The organism is Candidatus Limnocylindrales bacterium (genome assembly GCA_035571835.1).
Lineage (GTDB): Bacteria > Desulfobacterota > Binatia > UBA1149 > CAITLU01 > DATNBU01.
Genome location: DATNBU010000010.1, coordinates 38558 through 56438, shown reverse-complemented (window position 1 = coordinate 56438; position 17881 = coordinate 38558). Strand labels below are relative to the sequence as shown.

Sequence of the window (17881 nt, the reverse complement as noted above, 5' to 3'; positions counted from 1 at the left end):
GCGATTCGCGTCCCATTCGCTGGATAGCCCGGAATCGCCGCACGAAGAAGCCCCGTACGAGGACCGGCGTTCATTTCGCAGATCCGCGGGCTTGGCTATAGTCGACCCTTCATGCGACGCGTCACCGCAGCGGTGCTGAGTCTGTTTGCTGCGACCGCGGTCGCAGCAGCGGCCGAGCCCTTGTCCGCCCCGCCGGCGGATCCCGGCGCGTCCTCCGTCCCGGTCGATGCTGGACGTGCCAGGGCCTTTCTCGCGTCGATCAAGCCGTCGTCCGAGCTTCAGTCGTTCCTCGACCGCAGCCTGGCAGAAATCGGTCGCAGCGATGCGAAGCTTCTTGCCTCCGCACCGAGGATCGCGGTGATCGACCTTCGCGACCCGTCGTCTCCGGTTCTGGCGGCGGTGCGCGGCGACCAGAAGGTCTACCCGGCAAGCGTCGTCAAGTTCGTCTACCTGATGGCCGCCTACGCGTGGCAGGAACGCGGCAGGCTCCGTATCGATCCGGCGCTCGACGCCGAGCTGTCCGCGATGATCCGCGAAAGCAGCAACAAGGCCACGCAGAAAGTCTTTTCGCGCATCACAGGCACCGAGCCGGGACCCGAGCTCGGCGCCGAAGAATACCGCACATATCGTGACCGGCGACTCGCCGTGAAGGGATGGCTTCAGGAGCTCGGGATCGACGACCTGCACGCGGTCAGTCCGACATACGACGGCGGCGGCGACCTTTTCGGCCGCGACCAGCAGTTCCTGCGCGATCGCACCGTGGCCGGAGGTCTCGCGGTAAGCGGCGGCGAGTTTCCGAACCGCCAGGCGATGACCGCTTCCGGCACCGCGCGCCTGCTCGCGCTTCTCGCCACCGATCGCGCGCTCACTCCGGCCGACTCCGAGACCGTGCGCCGCCGCATGCGCCGCGATGTTCGTGAACAGCCTCACCTCCTGCACCGGATTGCCGGAGGGGCGTCGTCGACGGCCGGCGTCGAAGTTTACTCGAAGAGCGGCACATGGGGCCCGATCTACGCCGATGCCGGGATCGTGCGCGACCCTTCCGGCCGCGAATTCGTGCTGGCGTTTTTTACCGACGCGAGCCCGCCGTATCGTGGCGACGGCATCGCGCTTGTGACCCGACGCCTGATCGATCATCTGTTCGGTGATGCCGGCAAAGCCGCAGGAGGTCCGCCTTGATCCTTCAACGTTCCACCGTAGTCCATTCCGTTCTGCCCGCTTTGCTCCTCGCCGGTCTGCCGGTCTCCAGCGCGTTCGCCGAAGGACTCCCGCGCAACTGGCCCATGGGCTCGAAGGAAATCGAGCACCATCTCGAGTCGGGACAGTTCACGATCAAGGAGGTCAAGAGCGCAGGCGGCGGCGTCACCGGTGCGTCCAAGCTGAAGATCGCGTTTCCCGACGGCGCCGAGGTGAAGGTCAAATGGAAAGCCGTCCCGCCAGGAGGCCTCGACGGCTGGAACAACTCGCCGCGCAAGGAGCTCGCCGCGTACGAAGTCCAGAAGTGGTTCCTCGACGAGAATGACTACGTCGTGCCGACGGCGGTCCCGTACTGCATTCCACTCGACGCGTACAAGGCGATCTCCCCGACGCCGGTGGCGAGCGTCAAGGGCACGAAGTGTGTGCTCGGCATCCTCTCGGTGTGGCTTTCCGACGTCGATGCGCCGCTGAAGTTCTGGAACCCCGAGCGCTTCAAGTCCGACCCGCTGTTCGCGCGCAACATGGCCGACTTCAACCTGCTGACGTACCTCGTCGACCATCGCGACGGGCGCCAGGGCAACCTGATGGTGTCGACCGATCCCTCCGATCCTCGCGTGTTCGCCGTCGACAACGGAATCGCGTTCGAGGGCTTCCCGTGGAATTTCTTCGTGACCAACTGGAACAAGATCCGCGTGCCGTATCTGAATCGCCGCAGCATCGACCGGCTGCGCACCATCGACCGGGCCAGGATGGACAAGCTCGAGACGATCATCGAAGTCGCGCTCGACAAGGACGGCGTCTACCACGTCGTGCAGCCCGGCCCCGACCTGCAGCCGTCCAAGGGCGTCCGCGAACCGAATGGTCACATCCAGTTCGGGCTGACGCGCAAGGAGATCGACAAGCTCGAGAAGCGGGTGAAGACGCTGCTTGCCGACGTCGACAAGGGTCGCATCAAGGTGAAGTAGCGCGAGCGGGTCGCAGCGTATTCAGACCGAGGTCGCCGACGCTACCGAGCGCTCGTTGAGCATCGCGCGCACGCGCCGCACCAGCGTCTGACAGATCCCGATCGCAATCGCCGGCTGGTCTTCCATGACCTCGAAAAGGTCGTCGCGCGAGATCAGCAGCAGCCAGGTTTCTTCTGTGGTGGTTGCCGTCGCCGAGCGGGTTTCGCCGTCGAACACCGCCATCTCGCCGAAGAAGTCGCGCGCCCCGAGCTCGGCAACGGTCTGGCCGGCCTTCGTGATGCGCACGTTGCCGCTGACGATGAAGTACATGCGATCGTCGAATTCGCCTTCGGCAACGATCGTGCTGCCGGCGGGTACCTTGATCTCGCGGGCGACGCGGGCGAGCTCGGCAAGCTGGCGCGTCGTGAGCCCATCGAACAGGTCGAGCGCCCGCAGATGAAGCATGGTTTCGACCTGGCTCAGCATGAATCGCTCCTTTCCTCCGACGCTCGCGGTTCCCGCGCTCGCGATTCCGGCGCTCGCGGTTCCCGCGCTCGCGGTGCCGGCGCTCGCGGATCCGGCGCCTGCAGTGCCGGCGTCTTCGGCCGCCGAGCCGGCGGTCGCGCCGTCGACTGTGACGCGGCCCGGCCCGTGTTGCGGCCGTCGTTCGGAAAATACCCGTAGCGCCGCATCGAGGTCCAGCCACGGTGCCACCCGCGCAAGCAGCTCATGATCGACCGTCGCGACGATGAGCCCGGTTGTGAGCGGATCGTGCGACTCGAGAGCCGCCGCGATCGCTTCCTCCATCGTCGGAAGACGTCGCCCGAGCGCGTGGGCCGCGGTAGCGGCGAGACGCTGCGCGCCGTGTTCCTCGAGAAGCGGCAACAGCCTGCTGCGCTCGTCCGGCGGCAGGAGCGCTTCGAGCGCTTCGAGCAGCACGGCGCGATCGCGCATGTTCCACGCGCGTCCGAGGGAGCGGCAGACATTCGTGATGCGATCGTCCTCGAGAGTGGTCGCGACCAGCTCGAGAGCGACGCGCAGGCTTTCGTCAACGCGTTCGCGAAGCCGCTGCAGCACGAGCTTGGAGACGGCCGAAGCTTCGAGCACGCCGACCAGCATGAGCAGCTCGTGACTGCGCTGCAGCTCGCGGTCGATGACCGCCTTCAGCGCGTCGCGGTCGACGCGGATCTCGCGAAGCATTGCCGGCAGGTACTCTCTCGTCTTGCGGCTGCCGTGGCGCAGCGCATAGAGCAGCGCATCGGCAGCCGCCGGACCGAGCGTCTCGAGGGCTTCGCGCGCGGCCTGCGACTCTACCGCGCTGCGCGACGACAACCGTTCGGCGAGCAGCCGCGCATGTCCGGCAAGACCGGAATTCCCGATGAACCGTAGCACGGCGCGTCGCACCTCGACGTCCTCGTCATCGGCCAGCGCGATCACCACCGGTGCGCAGCGCGCGATCGCCTCACGGTGCCCGAGCGCCACGTCGGCGAGCGCGTCGATCGCCTCCGCGCAGCCTCGCGCTGCGCACGTTGTCTCTTTGGAGCCGTTGCCTGCCGGCGCGTGTGATGCCGGCAATGCCGCCGCACGCGCAAGGTGATCCATCAGAAGCTTGAGACGGCGGTTCCAGACCGACTCGCGATCGTCGCCGCGCAGCAGCTCGAAGCGCAGCTCGGCCAGCGCAATCGCTCGCGCGGCGGCATCGTCGCCTTCGAGCGCCGCGCCGACGATTTCCTCGAGGCGGTCGGGATTCGATTCGACGAGGCCGGCCCGCATGTTCGCGACCTCGGCGGCGAGCGCGACCGGCGGCGTCTGGTCGGTGCGTGCCTGTTCGAGCGCCTCGCGTACGGTGTCGGGCACCGCGCGGCCGATCGACGCGCGTCCGAGAATATGCAGGAGCTTGGCGCGTTCGGACGGGATCAGGTGATCGGAAGACTCGAGCACGCGCACGAGGTTGTTCGCAACGTTGCGCGCCACCGCCGCGACGGCTGCGCCTCCGGGCAGCGCCGGCCAGCCGTCGCCGTCGCCGCCGCTCGTATCCACCGCCGTATCGGCGAGCACGTGATCGAGCGTCTCGAGCAGCATCGGATGATTCGTCATCGGTGCCGACGAGAGCGCGCGCGTCAACGCTTCGATTGCGATCACCGGCGGGGCGTCTTCGAAAAGATCGCACGCCGCCTGGCAGCGGGCGATGTCGCTGCCGACCAGGTTCTGTTCGAGGGTGCGAAGCGTCGACGTGTCGAGCAGCGATGCGCGTGCGTCTTCCGCGTTCGCATCCGACGACGGTACCCGCGCCGCCTCGAGCAGCAGGTTCGAATAGTTCTGCCAGAGGCTGAGCGCGAGCAGCAGCCACCCGCCGGCAATCGGAAGCCCGACGATGGCCACCCACGACGGATCGTGAACGGTCGCGATCACCGCCAGAACCAGCAGGCTTCCGAGCGCCGCTCCGGCTCTTTTGGCAGGCCCCTGGATGACGCTGGTCGCGGCTACCCGGATCTTGAGCGGAAGCAGCGCACTGAGGATCCGCTGTGCCGGCTCGTAAATCGTGTGGTCGAGAACGCCGGTGCCGGTCGTCGCCGGCATCGCGGTCGGCAGCCCGAACGCGACGCCGAGGCCGGTAAGGCCGAACACGTACGCTGCCGGCGCGACCGTTGCGGCAAGTGGCACGCCGATGCGTCGGAACAGCATCGCGCTGCCGCCGACCTGGACGACAAGAACGCCCACGTTGATCCAGCCGCGCAGCGCACCGTACAGGCTGAGAAGGCGCTGCTCGCCGTCGGCCGTGCGCGTCGCGAGATCGGCCGCGCACGAGAACGAATAGTAGAGCATCGGGCCGAGCACGCCGGCCAGAAACGACGTCAGCGCGAGCACGCGAAACAGCGAGCTTTCTTTCCAGAACGCGACGATGTGCGGCCGCTGGTCCTGGTCGGGAGCCGGCGGCGCGCCGCGGCGATAGAGGCGGCGCTGCGCGCTCGCACCGAGCGGGATCGACGCGAGAGTCGCGAACGCGAACGCGACGCCGGCAACCGCAAGCAGCGATGGAATGCCGAGCAGGCGTCCGAAGATTCCGGACGAGAAGCTTCCGAGGATCGTTCCGAACGTGCCGCCGGCCGTCATCAGGCCGACCAGGCGCTTGCCCTGCCGGCTCGTCATGAGGCCCGCCACGACCGTCCAGAACATCAGCGCCGCGATCACGTCGATCTGCTTGGAGAGGATGACGAGCGTGGTCGGGATCGACGGCACTCCGGCGAGCACGAGCCCCCAGAGCACGAACAGCAGGATCGACAGCGCGCAGAACGTGCCTGTCAGCAGGCGCTTCAGGTCGTAGCGCGCCGCGAGATTGCCGGCGGCAAGCGTCGTCGCCGTGAGCAGCAGCGAATTGGCAAGGAACACGATCGGCACGTAATCGACGCCGACACGCTTGAGGAACATCGTGTCGCTCGCGTTCGAGACGGCGACCGAAGCCCATTCGATCAGGAACAGCGTGAGCGCCGACCACGCGACGAGCGCGGTCTCGCCGGGCTCGACGGCGAGCGCTCGGCGCGCCCGCTGCACGAACCGCCGTATCGGGATCAGGAGGCCCCCTCGCGCTCGTGCTCCTTCACCATTCGCGCGTACGTACGGGTAATCGCGAAGGACAGGACGAGCCAGGTCACGGCCAGCGCAACGTTGACGAGGAACAGCGAGCGGTTCGACAGGTCGAGCATTCGCGCACCCAGCAGGACCGTGAGCGCGGCGAACCCGTCACCCATCCGCACGAACAGCGAATCGATGGCAGGCTTTGCCCGGTATTTGGTTTCCGAGCTCGTCGGCAGCCACAGCACCTGCTGGGCGGTCTTGTTGATCGAATAGTCGATCGAGTTCTCGGCCGTCTTGAACATGCGAACGATTCCGAGCATCGGCAGGAACGCCATCGTCGAGTATGCCACGGTCGAGACCACCGGAAGCAGCATCATGATGGCACCGAAGCCGCCGTATCGCAGCAATCGCGATGCGACGAAGGCCTGCGCGATGAGCGCGATCACGTTCACCCAGATGAAGAAATTCCCGTAGAAGATCGTCGTGCCGTCGCCGATGAAGCTCTGCAGCTGGTCGCCGGTCAAGCCCTGGCCTGCGGCCTGCGCCCTGAGGGCGTCCTGCAGCACGCTGAACATCAGGTTTTCGCCGTTGGTGTTGACCCAGTTGCACAGCAGGATCACGACCGCGACGCTGACGAGGTACGGCGTCCGGAAGATCAGCGACAGCGCACCCTTGCCGCGCGACTTCACTTCCGCCGGCGTCGCCTTCGTGCTCGCCGACGCGGGGCGCGGACCTGTGCCGACCGGGCCGCGCACATCGGCCATGTGCGTCAGCCAAATGGACAGCGCGAGCGGGAGCGTGGCGAGCAGCAGGAAGCTGCCGCTGCTGAACACCCCGCTGCTGACGAGCCGGCCGATCACGAGCGAGCCGAAGGCCGCACCCGCCGTCGCGCCGATTGCGATCATCGGCAGCAGGCGCGTGCCGGACTCGCCCGCATACATGTCGGCCGCCATCGTCCAGAACTGCGCGACGATGAAGACGCCGAACATTCCGACCCACAGATAGAAGACCACGCCCGCGAACGGCAGGTTCTCGATCATCACGCCGGGATACGCCATCCAGAACAGGACGAGGTTGGAGATGCAGACGAGCGTGCTGCCGGTGACGAGCTTTCGCTTGTCGACACGGCCCGAGAGTCTCGCGAACCCGCTCGCGATGCCGGCAAGCAGCAGGCTCTGCAGGAAGCTCGAGTACGCCTTGAGCTCCATGCCCGAAAGACCCTCGACGTGCGAGACCGCGATCCATGCGTCGCGCAGCGGCTTGACGAAATAGTACGCGCACAGGATCACGAACACGTTCGCGAACATCACGAGGCCAGTGATGCCCTCGCCCGGCCGGATATCGGTGAAGGTCGAAAGGAAGCGTTCGAGCGGAGACAGTCGGGTGTTCGTCGTCACGGAAAAAGAGCCTCGAGCGAACCTGCTCCCAGCACGAAATCGCCAGTAAAATGGACCCCCTTATTGCGGGTTATGGCGGCTGTGACAATTCGGGCCGTGTTCGCTCGCGGGCCGAGTGGCGCGCGATCGTCACTGTTATGACCGATCGGGTTCTGGCACACTTCGCGTGCCCCCATGAAACAAAGACATGAGTCCGCGGCTTACGCTGCCGTCCTGGCGGTCTTCGGGCGGCGTAGCCGCCGGTTGTCCGCTTCCTTGCGCGTCGTTGGCGGTGCCCTCCTGCTTGCTGCGGTCGCGATCGCGTCTCCAGCGACGGCCGCCCCCGATCTGGTGGTCCAGAATCTTGCCGTCGATCCGTCGAGCGGTGCCAACGGCACGGTCGTCCACCTGACGATGGACATCAAGAATCAGGGCTCGTCGAGCGCCCTCGCGTCGACCACGCGCGTACGCATCAACCAGGACTCCTCTTCGGTCACGTCGACGGACCCGATCCTGTGCAATATCTCGACGCCGAGCCTGGCGGCCGGGTCGGTCGCGCAGATCGGATGCTCGGCCACGATCAGCGGACGGCCGTCGGGCACGAGCTTCCTGTGGGCCATTGCCGACGTGAACAAGACGGCGGGCCAGGAAAACGTCACCAACGACCGCAGCCACATCTCGTTCGACGTCAGCAACCAGTCGCCGGACCTCATCGTCACGAGCCTCAGTCTCGTGCCGAAGTCGCTGCGCAACGGCGAAGAGATTTCGATCGGCGTGACGATCAAGAACCAGGGAACTGCCAACGCACAGAGCTCGACCACGCGCGTGCGCATCAACCAGGATCCCGCCACGGTGTTGTCGACCGATGCGATCCTCTGCAACATCCTGACACCCCAGATCGCCGCCGGCGCGAGCGTCGAAGTCGGATGCGAGCTGACGCTCAGCGCGCGTCCGGCCGGCACCAATTACGTCTGGGCCATCGCCGACGTGAACAAGACGGCCGGCCAGTCCGATACGACCAACGACCGGAGGAGCGGGTCGATTACCGTCTCCAGCGAAGCAACCGATCTCGTCGTCGACAGCGTCACGGTCGACCCGCCGATCGGAGCCAACGGAAAATCGATCACGATCTCTGCGGTGATCCGTAACCAGGGAACCGCCCAGGCGCCCGCGACGGTCACGCGCGTCCGCATCGGCATCGATCCGGAAATTCTGTCGAGCACCGATCCGTCGTTGTGCGGAGCAATCGACACGCCGTCTCTCGACCCGGGGGAAACCACCCTCGTCACGTGCAAGCCCGAGCTCAGCGGCCGGCCGGCGGGGGTCAACTACATCTGGGTCGTGGCCGACGCGACGAATCTCGCCGGCCAGTCCGACCGCACCAACGACAGGCTGTCGGCCGAATTCACCATCGACCCGCAGTCGACGCCCGACATGATCGTCAAATCGGTCACGGTCAGCCCGAGCAACCCGGCCAGCGGCAGCATGGTCACATTGACGGCAAGGATCGCGAACGACGGCAAGACCGGCGCGCCCGCTTCGAAGACACGCTTCGTGATCAACCAGAATCCGGCCGGCGTCGGCGAAGAAGGCGACATCATCCTTTGCGAGCAGATCAACACCCCGTCGCTGTCGTCGGGCTCGAGCATCCTCATTAACTGCAAGCCGACGCTGACCGACGTTCCGGCCGGGCCGAGCTTCGTGTGGGCCGTCGCCGACGCGACCGGGCTGACGGGCGAAGCCAATCGCGACAACAACACGCGCTCGGTCGCGCTCAACGTCGAGCCGGGGCCTGCGCCGGACCTGGTCATCGACAGCATCGTCGCAACGCCTGCTTCAGCTGGAACCGGAGGGGCGGTTTCCATCACCGCGATCATCCGCAACCAGGGTGTCGGCAATGCGGCGGCTTCGAGCGCGCGCATCCGCCTCAGCAGGCACGCCGACGGCGCATTCGAAACCGATCCGATCGTCTGTGACGCGATCGCCACCGAAGCACTGGTCGCGGGCTCGGCGATTCCGGTCAGCTGCACCTGGACGCTGACGAGCGAAGCACCCGGCACGGCATATCTGTGGATCACGGCGGACGTCGACGACACCGCGGGGCAGATCAACCGCACCAACGACAGCGCGAGCCGCGCGTTTACGATTCTCGCTCCCGATGCGGCCGATCTTGCCATCACCCGTCTCGTCGTTCGTCCGCGCAAGGTCCGCAACGGCCAGGGCGTGGTCATCCGCGCGCGCGTCGACAATCTCGGAAGCAAAAAAGCCAAGGCGTCGCTGATGACGTTCCGGATCAACCAGGATCCGAACGACGTCAGCCCGGCCGACGAAGTGCTCTGCAGCGCGCGTCCGACTCCGGCGCTCGCGCCGACCGAAAGCGCGAGCGTGCGCTGCGCTGTCCAGATCGAGAACCGTCCGCTCGGCGAGAACGTGGTCTGGGCGATCGCCGATACCACCGGAGTCTCCGGCGACGGTGTTCCGTCGAACAACATCGCCCGCAAGATCCTGACCGTGGAGCCCGCGTGCACCGATCCGGAAATTTCTCCGGTGCTCGAATGGCCGATCGAACAGGTGCGCGTCGTCGAGGACTACGCGAGCTACGGATCCGTTCCGCTCAGCGGCGGCCACCTCGGCTATCATTCGGGTGCAGACCTGCGCTCGCAGCTTCCGATCGCCGCCGACCAGCTTCCGGTCTACGCCGCCGCCGACGGCGAGGTCGTGCTCGTCAAGAAAGCATGCCCATCGCCGGCCGATCCGGTCGTCAATCCTCCGAGCGGAAGCTGCGCCGCCGGCTGGGGGAACTTCGTTGTCGTGCGCCACGGCGATGGCATCTCGACCGTGTATGCGCATCTCGGCGAAGTATCGGCGGTTCCAGGCTGTGTCGTTGCCGGGGACCGTATCGGTACGGTCGGCAGCAGCGGCTCGGTGACCAATCCTGTGCAGCTGCACTTCGACGTGCTCGCGGATCTGGCCGATCCGGTGACGCGCCAGCAGCTCGGCATCGAACACTACCGCAAGTTCCATCCGTTCATCGGCCGCACTCCGGAAAGCGACGACGGGCTGCGGCAGACGCATCTCGATCCGCGCGATTTCATGACGCGAAACCGCATCCGCATCACCGCCGACACGGTCGCATCGCGAGGCCGCGTGACGGGCGGAACCGCGGCATATCTCGCCAAGGATCAGGAGTACGTTTCCTACGGCGAGCTCGTACCCGGTTACGTCATGATCGACCTGCCGTGGCCGAAGACGCCGGAAGACGGCGCGCCATACAGCGACGACAAGCGCTATGGATGGGTCAGCATTGCGAACACGACCGTGCTCGCAACAGGCCTCATGCCCGGCACGCGGCGCGTGGATGGCTACACGCTGTTCCAGCTCGACGGCGTCGGAAGCAACTATGTCTCGCTGCGCGAGCTGCCGTCGGCAGCGTCCGCCGAGATCACGAAGGCGTGGGGAGGCCAGCAGTTTGCGCCGGCCGGGTTGCCGTTTACCGATACGGTAAGCGGCCAGGTTTGGCAGCCGCTGTTCGTGCCGGGTACGGCGGCGACCGGAACCGGGAAGCCGCGCAAGGCGTTTGTCGAAGCCGATCTGCTCGGGCCGCCGCCGGGGCACTGATCGCTGGAAACGACTGCCGCCTGGCAGTCCTCAGATTGCGCCGTTCTCGACGAGCTGGATCTCCATCTGCAGGCCGAGGCCGCCGATTCGATGGCTGGTTTCATGGGCTTCGGACAGAAGCCGGCGGGCCTCGGCTTCGTCGCCGTCGTGGCATCGCCTGCGAAGGCACCGTGCATAGTTGAGCTGAGTGCGGGCGATCCACGGCAGCGCGTGGAAGTCGCTACTGCGCGCGAGCGCGACGCCGAACTCGTTGACGGCGATATCGAAGCGTCCGAGTACGCAGGCCAGGAGTCCCAGCAGGCGAGCGACCGTTCCGTTGTACGCGATTCCCTGTCCGACGATCACGTTGCGGTCGCGATGAGGCTCCAGAAAACGATAGAGCGGCTCGGCAAGCGCCGCATCGTCCAGGATCGACGCGAGCTCGACCAGACACGCCGCTTCCACCAGCCAGTTTGAGGGCTGCAGCGACTCGGAGAAGATTTTGCCGTGCCAGCTTTTTGCAAATTCCCGGGTTTCGTTGCGCTCGCCGACCGCGGCCAGAACGACGCAATGCGCAGCGTAGGAGGTGTGAAGATGCGGGTAGAGCTCCGCGGTCTCGCGCGAGAGATCGAGCATCGCCCCGATTTCGCCGCGATGCATGAGCACCTGGGCTTTCTGGGTGCGAAACGCTAGGTCCTGGTTCGTGTTGAGCGATCCCAGGGCGAGATCGTGGGCGGCGTGACTTTCTTCCTCGCAGAGCCGCCAATCGCCGCGCATCATGGCCATCGTCGCCGCGATGACACGACTCCACCATTGTCCCTGGGGTTGTCGCAGGTGCGCCGCCAGTTGCGCGCGTGCGGAAACCGTCGCGTCCAGTTTCGCCGAGTCGGTTCCGTCCTCCAGGTAACGGAACGTGCGATACGTGTGTCCGACGAGCACCATCTCCTGCATGCCCGAGCTCTCGGCGACCGTGATCAGCTCGTCGGCGATATCGGCGGCGTGCGCTGGATTGCCGGGCTCCATCGACACCATGTGGCGCGCGACCAGCGCAACGCAGGTCGATAACGGATCGCCGCTCGCACGTGCCTCGGTTTCGCTCCTCGTGGCCAGCTCTACGGCCCGGGCATGTGCGGATTCGGCGAAGGCGGAGAACGCGAGGCAGGCCAGGACCAGCGCGCGAGTCGGGGCCGGCTTTTCCGACAGCCCGATCAATGCCTCCTCGAGCAGGTTGCGCGTAGCAGGCGAAGGCACACCGAAGTCGACGGGTTGGCCAAAGCGCACGGCCAGTCCGATCGCGGCGCGCGCGAAGAGCTCGCCGTCGCCGATTCGGCGCGCGACGATGGCCGCCTCTTCAAACGCCGTGCTCGCGCGCTGGTCGTTTCCCGCGCGGCTCCACGACTCTGCCAGCTCGAGCATGAACTGGCACAGCCGGCGGTCCGAAGGCTCGCGCGTGAGGCGCAGCGAGGTGATCGCGCGCTCGTAAGAGCGTGCGGCGTTCTCGAAAGCCAGCCGCTGCGTGGCGTGCGCGGCCGCGCGAAGTGCAAACGAAATGGCTTCGTCGGCATAGCCGTCGGGCGCGGCTTCCAGAAAGTGATGCGCAAGCTCCTCGTAGTAGTTCTCGAGCATCGCTCCATGGGTAGCGAGGATATGTGTGGCAATGCGGTAATGGCGTTTACGTCTGACGCCGGGTGCGCTCATGTTGTAGAGAACGTCGCGGAACAGGATGTGACGGAAGCGAAATTGTCCCGGAGCATCGCTTCGGCTGTCGACAACCTCGGCCGCTACCGCTTCGTCGAGCGCGGAGTCGACGGCCTCGTCGTCGCCCTCGCAGACGGCGCGCAATCGAGCGAGGTCGAAATCGCGCCCGATCGTCGCCGCCGCTTCGAGGATCTGCCGGGTCGAAGCGCGCATCGCATCCATGCGAAGCGCCACGACCGAACGGATGCTGCTGGATAGCGACGATGAGCTGCGATCGAGCGCCGTTTCGAGTTGTTCGGCGCCGATCTTCGCCTCGAGCGCGAGCATGTGCCGTGCGAGCTCGAGTGCGAAGAACGGATTGCCCTCGGACTTTTCCTGGATCCTTCGTGCCATCCGCCGCGCCGTCCGGTGAGGCAGACTTCGCTCCAGCAGTGGAACAACGAGATCCTCCGTATCGGAAGGGCCGAGACCATCGAGCTGGCAGCGAACTGCAATCTCGCTCGAGAATGCTTCGGCATCGATCGTGGCCAGCGTATCGTGGCGGCGTACTTCCGCGTCACGATAGCTGCACGCAAGCAGAAGCGGCACTCGCGAGCACGCAGGCGTCAGAATCCGCCAGAACGCGAGCGTCGCATCATCGCCGCAGTGAAGATCGTCGATCAGGATGACGGTCGGCCTGGACTCGGAAGCGATTCGCAACAGCCGCTCGGCAGTCGAGAGGAATCGGCTGCGCTGCAGGTCCGGCGAGAGGTTTGCCCTGGAGGTGTGCGACGCGCGGGAATGAACCAGAGCCGGCACCAGCTCACCGAGGTCCGCGGCTGAGCTACCCAGCTTGTCGAGGAGTACGGCGGCGTCGGAACCCATCGCCAGGTCTTCGAGAATCCGGATCCACGGATGAAATGCTGGCGCGCCCGAAACTTCCCGGCACTCGCTCCGCAACACGCGCACTCCGTGCGTCGCGGCGTCATCGGCGAGTGTATCGAGCAGCCGGGATTTTCCCATGCCCGGACTTCCGGTAATGCAAAGGACGCCACCTCGGCGCGCGCCCTCGAGGTCGGCGAGCATGGCATGCAGAACGCGGAGCTCGTCAGTGCGGCCAATGAGATCTGCGCGAGGCACGAGCGCGGGTATGCCAGCGCCTGCGGACGGCACGGAGCTTTCCGGCTCGATGGCGAGCGTACGACGTATTGCCGACACTTTCGCGACAAACTGGTACCCCTCGCGCCCACGCGTCGCGATGATGCGCGGCCCGTTGCCGTCGTCGCCGAGCAGGCGACGCGCTCGCGACACGCAGCGATGCACCACGCCATCGACGACCGCGACGCCGGGCCACAGCGAGTCAAGAAGCTCCGCCTTGGGGACCACGCGGTCGGCGTTCCCGGCCAGGTGCACCATGACCTCGAGAACCTTGGGCTCGACGGCCACGTGACGACCCCGGCGTAGCAGGATGCGTTCGCCGGCGCGCAACTCGAAATCGGAAAAAAGGTAGATCGACTGCTCGCGACTGCTCATGACGGGATCGTTGTGCACCGCAAACCGATCGGGCGGTTGTCGTGGCGATGTACTGTCCGTTGCTCCGCGATGCAACGGGTTGCTTCTGCGTCCGACCGTGGGATCCATCGCGGATTCATCAGCGAGCCATCAGGATCTCTCGCGGGAAGAGGTGATAGAGACGGAAGTGATGAACTCCACGAAAACCCAGTCGTTGCTCTCTTTCCATTCCTCTCGATCCGAAGCGGTGACGCGAGGTGTCATCCAATCTCGTTACGCGATAGCTGTCGTGGTGGGGCTGATGGCAACGGGGACCACGCGTGCCGCGGCAGGGCCCGTGGTCGATCTGGGTACTCTCGGAGGGACGTCCAGTCACGTTGCCGCGATCAACAACGCCGGCCAGGCGGTGGGCTATTCGTACGTGAGCGGAGACGCGACGTATCACGGCTTTCTCTATCGCGGCGGTGTGATGACGGATCTCGGTACGTTCGGAGGATCGTCGAGCGTGGCCTGGGATATCAACGATGCCGGCCAGATCGTGGTTTCAACGTCCACCGGCAGTGTCTTCCACCATGCTTTTCTCTACGACAACGGTGTGACCACCGATCTTGGTACGCTCGGCGGAACCTCGTCGTCTCCTGCCGCAATCAACGACGTGGGGCAGATCACGGGAACTTCCGATACCACCGGCGACGCCGAGCAGCACGCGTTCATTTACGCGAACGGCGTGATGAACGACCTCGGCACACTCGGCGGAACCTACAGCCGCGGCGTCCAGATCAACTCTGCCGGACAGGTCGCGGGCAATTCCTCCCTGGCCGGAAATGCCGTGGGACATGCGTTTCTATACAGCGACGGATCGATGATCGACCTTGGCACACTTGGCGGAGCCGGCAGCGAAGCGAGTGCAATCAATGATGCCGGGCAGGTCGTTGGATGGTCCGATACTGCAACCGGGGACACGCACGCTTTTCTGTACGACCACGGTGTGATGACAGACCTCGGCACGATCGGAGGCCCGCACAGTCGTGCGTATGCGATCAATGATTCCGGCCAGGTCGTCGGTTCGACAGGGACTGTTTTCTTCCCGCATGCGTTTCTCTACGGCAACGGCGTGATGACAGATCTCGGGACGCTCGGAGGAAGCTCGAGCCAGGCCGTTTCGATCAATGATGCTGGCCAGGTGGCGGGCACCGCTTCAGGCATCGCTTCAACGGAAGGCGATGCCGGCACCAGTACTTTCCTGTACGCGGATGGCGTCATGACAGCGGTCCGTACGCTTGACGGTGCCGACTACGACGCCGGTCCCTCGGCCATGAACGAATCCGGCCAGATTGCAGGGCACGCGGTGTTCCTCCTGCCCACGACCTACGCGTACCATGCCTATGTCAGCCCTTGTCCGGCGCGGCCCGCCACCACGTGCTCGGCGGGGCGCAAGGCGACACTACGGATACGGGACGAATCGCCTGCGACTCGCCGATTGGTGTGGAGATGGGCCGATGGTGCCGGGGTGGACCAGCAAGACCTCGGTGATCCGTCAACCAATACGAGCCTTCGGCTTTGCATCTACGATTCGACAGCCGGGGTTTCGACGCTCGTCGGTCACGTAGAGATCGATCCGAACGAGCACTGGCTCGACGCAAATCCGGACGGCTGGGCTTACAAGGATTCCACAGGAATCGAAGACGGGGTCCACAAGCTGCAGTTGGGATCGGGCGCCATCGGACGCGCGAGTATGCGTCTGGATGCAAGGGGACCGAACCTTCCGATGCCGGCGGCCTTCAGCGCGGGCGAATTCTTCGACCAGGACTCGGGCGTGACGGTCCAGATGTTCAACGACGCGACATCGAAGTGCTGGTCGAGCGTGTTCTCCGTCGCGACGACCAATACAGCCACGCGCTTTCGCGCGACGACGCCGTAGCGGACGAGAGGGATTTCAAGCGGCGGCTCGAGCGGCATCTCTGCCCAGGGTCGCGCTCCGTCCAGCACGTGCATCGAACCGAAGCAGCGAACAGCGACGCGAACGAAGAGTCGCGTCTAATCTCAGCGCCTGCCGGCTTCCGCCGCCGAAAGCCTGCGCTCGACCTCGGCGCTCGGCGGCGTGCCGGAGGCGCGCGCGTTTTCTACTACACGTCTCGCGTCTGCTGTGCGGCCGGCAGAAAGAAGCGCGGCCGCGAGCTTGTCACTGAGCAGCGGATCGGACTCGCCGTTCGCCTGCCGCTTCATGTAGAGCGACGCCAGCGCATTCCATCCCATCTGGCTTTCCGGCTTGTACGTGACGACCTGGCGCATGAAATCTTCGGCGCGATCCAGATTGCCGGTTTTCATGTAGTAGTCGCCGAGGATTCGCATCGCGCCGATGACGCCCTTGGGACTGAGCTTGACGGCTTCCTCGTACGTCGAGATTGCCTTGGGCGTATCGCCCATTTCCATGTAGAGCGCGCCGAGGTTGTTCAGGCTGATCGCGATCGCCTTGTCCTTGTCGGTCCACTCGAAACTCTGGAAACAGAAAAGGCCTGCCATCACGACGGCCGCGGTGCCGCCGCCCGCCTGGTCCCATCGCTGCGCGCGCACCGCATCGGCGAGCCACAGGATGCCGTAGGCGGCGAGCACCATCAGCACCGGTACGATCTGGATGCGGTAGCGCGAGAATACGTAGAACGCGACCACCGTCGCGCAGTAGAGCGCAACGAACCCGACGAGAATCCGCACGCGGGAATTGCGGCGGAACGATGCGGCGGCGCCGAGCAGCGCGAACGACGCGATCACGCCGATGCCGAGAAGCGGCAGCCGCAGCACCCACGACCAGCGCTCGAGCAGATACATGTTGAGGTTGTCGGGAACCTCGTAGTCGTTCCAGAACAGCACGAACTTCCTGAGAAACATCATCTGCGCGAACGTCGGCGACGTGCGGATGTGCTCCCACGCGAGATGACTCCAGTAGTCGGAAACCTCCGATGGCTTGAGCTTGCGTCCGGATTTCTTCTCGGCTTCCGCGCGGAAATCGGTCTCCTCGTAGCGAGGATCGGGGCGGATCGACGGCGGCACGAAATAGCTGCCGGTCGTGTTGAGCGGATTGTTGCCGATGTAGAAGTTCTGTCCGGCCTGCGAGGTCGTCAGCACCCACTGGCCTTCGACGTGATGGTTGCGCAGCGCGACGGGCGCGAGGATCAGCGCGCAGCCTGCGACGAACGCCGCTGCCTGCCGCATACCCCACTCTTCCGGAACGCGCAGCAAATCGAATCGTGTCGGATTCTCCTCGACTTGTCCGGATAGCTCGGGCTCGCCGCTGTCATCCGGCCGTTCGAACAGCAGCAGCAGCGCCGTCAGCGGGATGAACACGATCAGGTTCGCACGCGTGAGCGTGGCCAGCGCCAGCACTGCACCGGCAGCGAAGCGCACCCCGATTCGACGGCCGAACAGCAGCACGAGAAACGCCGCAACCAGGAAGACGCTGAGGAAGGTCTTCTCGATCTGCACCTCGTAGAAGATCGCCGGTGCGAACACCGCCGCCATCAGCGCCGCAAGATTGCCGGCCGCGACACCAAACACACGCTTTCCGAGGAGCGCCGTAAGCCAGCACGTGGCAACCCCGAAGCCGACCTGGATCAGGTACACGAGCATCAGGTGACGCCCGAAGATCGCGTAGATCACTCCGAGGAAGTACGGGTAAAGAGGATCCTGGTAGAAGATCCGGCTGCCCATCCAGTCGCCGGCTGCGATGCGCTGGCCCCACTCGTCGTAGACGAGGCAATCGAGACCGAGATGATCGAAAAACGGCGTCTTCGCGAGCGCCATCACGTGCCACAGCCGAAAGATCGCGGCGACGACGAGAATGGCCGGAAGCACCCAGCGCGCGGTCAGCAGCAGCTCGAAGCGCGACGGACCGACAGGCGGCGGAGGTGGCGGCGGAGACCCGGATGACTGTGCGGGAGCCGACCTCGGGGATGCAGCGACAGGCACGGGCCGCGCAATGCGACGCCGCTCGGCTCGGGTACCCTT

The 17881-nt window shown here is 65.5% G+C and carries 8 protein-coding genes; 4 read left to right on the top strand and 4 right to left on the bottom strand.

Annotated elements, in window-relative coordinates:
• Window positions 1–111: 111 nt before the first annotated feature.
• Both VN634_03750 and VN634_03745 read left to right on the top strand, forming a co-directional pair.
• Window positions 112–1179: a serine hydrolase gene (locus VN634_03750; protein HXC49972.1), complete on the top strand. Its 1068-nt coding sequence runs from the start codon at window positions 112–114 to the stop codon at window positions 1177–1179.
• 104 nt (window positions 1180–1283) lie between these two features.
• Window positions 1284–2162, top strand: coding sequence for a hypothetical protein (locus VN634_03745; GenBank protein ID HXC49971.1), 879 nt, complete (start codon window positions 1284–1286; stop codon window positions 2160–2162).
• A gap of 21 nt (window positions 2163–2183) precedes the next feature.
• On the opposite strand, the gene VN634_03740 is transcribed toward VN634_03745, so the two are convergent.
• Both VN634_03740 and VN634_03735 read right to left on the bottom strand, forming a co-directional pair.
• A complete protein-coding gene (locus VN634_03740; GenBank protein ID HXC49970.1) occupies window positions 2184–5693 on the bottom strand; it encodes a cyclic nucleotide-binding domain-containing protein in 3510 nt (1169 codons plus the stop codon).
• Between the two features lie 17 nt (window positions 5694–5710).
• Window positions 5711–7114 (bottom strand): hypothetical protein, encoded by a 1404-nt coding sequence (locus tag VN634_03735; GenBank protein HXC49969.1) that lies wholly within the window; start codon window positions 7112–7114, stop codon window positions 5711–5713.
• A 243-nt stretch (window positions 7115–7357) separates the two neighbouring features.
• On the opposite strand from VN634_03735, the gene VN634_03730 reads away from it, so the two are divergent.
• A complete protein-coding gene (locus VN634_03730) occupies window positions 7358–10711 on the top strand; it encodes a CARDB domain-containing protein (protein HXC49968.1) in 3354 nt (1117 codons plus the stop codon).
• Window positions 10712–10741: 30 nt separating this feature from the next.
• Here the strand turns inward: VN634_03730 and VN634_03725 are convergent, their stop codons facing one another.
• Window positions 10742–13900 (bottom strand): AAA family ATPase, encoded by a 3159-nt coding sequence (locus VN634_03725; protein HXC49967.1) that lies wholly within the window; start codon window positions 13898–13900, stop codon window positions 10742–10744.
• A 280-nt stretch (window positions 13901–14180) separates the two neighbouring features.
• Between VN634_03725 and VN634_03720 the strand changes: the two genes are divergently transcribed.
• Window positions 14181–15800 (top strand): hypothetical protein, encoded by a 1620-nt coding sequence (locus VN634_03720; GenBank protein ID HXC49966.1) that lies wholly within the window; start codon window positions 14181–14183, stop codon window positions 15798–15800.
• A 122-nt stretch (window positions 15801–15922) separates the two neighbouring features.
• On the opposite strand, the gene VN634_03715 is transcribed toward VN634_03720, so the two are convergent.
• Complete coding sequence (locus VN634_03715; GenBank protein HXC49965.1) at window positions 15923–17842, bottom strand: tetratricopeptide repeat protein; 1920 nt, start codon at window positions 17840–17842, stop codon at window positions 15923–15925.
• Window positions 17843–17881 lie beyond the last annotated feature (39 nt).

Excerpts from the sequence above, each read along its gene's own strand:
- VN634_03750 (HXC49972.1), top strand. The coding sequence starts at position 112 with ATGCGACGCGTCACCGCAGCGGTGCTGAGTCTGTTTGCTGCGACCGCG.
- VN634_03745 (HXC49971.1), top strand. The coding sequence starts at position 1,284 with ATGGGCTCGAAGGAAATCGAGCACCATCTCGAGTCGGGACAGTTCACG.
- VN634_03725 (HXC49967.1), bottom strand. The coding sequence starts at position 13,900 with ATGAGCAGTCGCGAGCAGTCGATCTACCTTTTTTCCGATTTCGAGTTG.
- VN634_03720 (HXC49966.1), top strand. The coding sequence starts at position 14,181 with ATGGCAACGGGGACCACGCGTGCCGCGGCAGGGCCCGTGGTCGATCTG.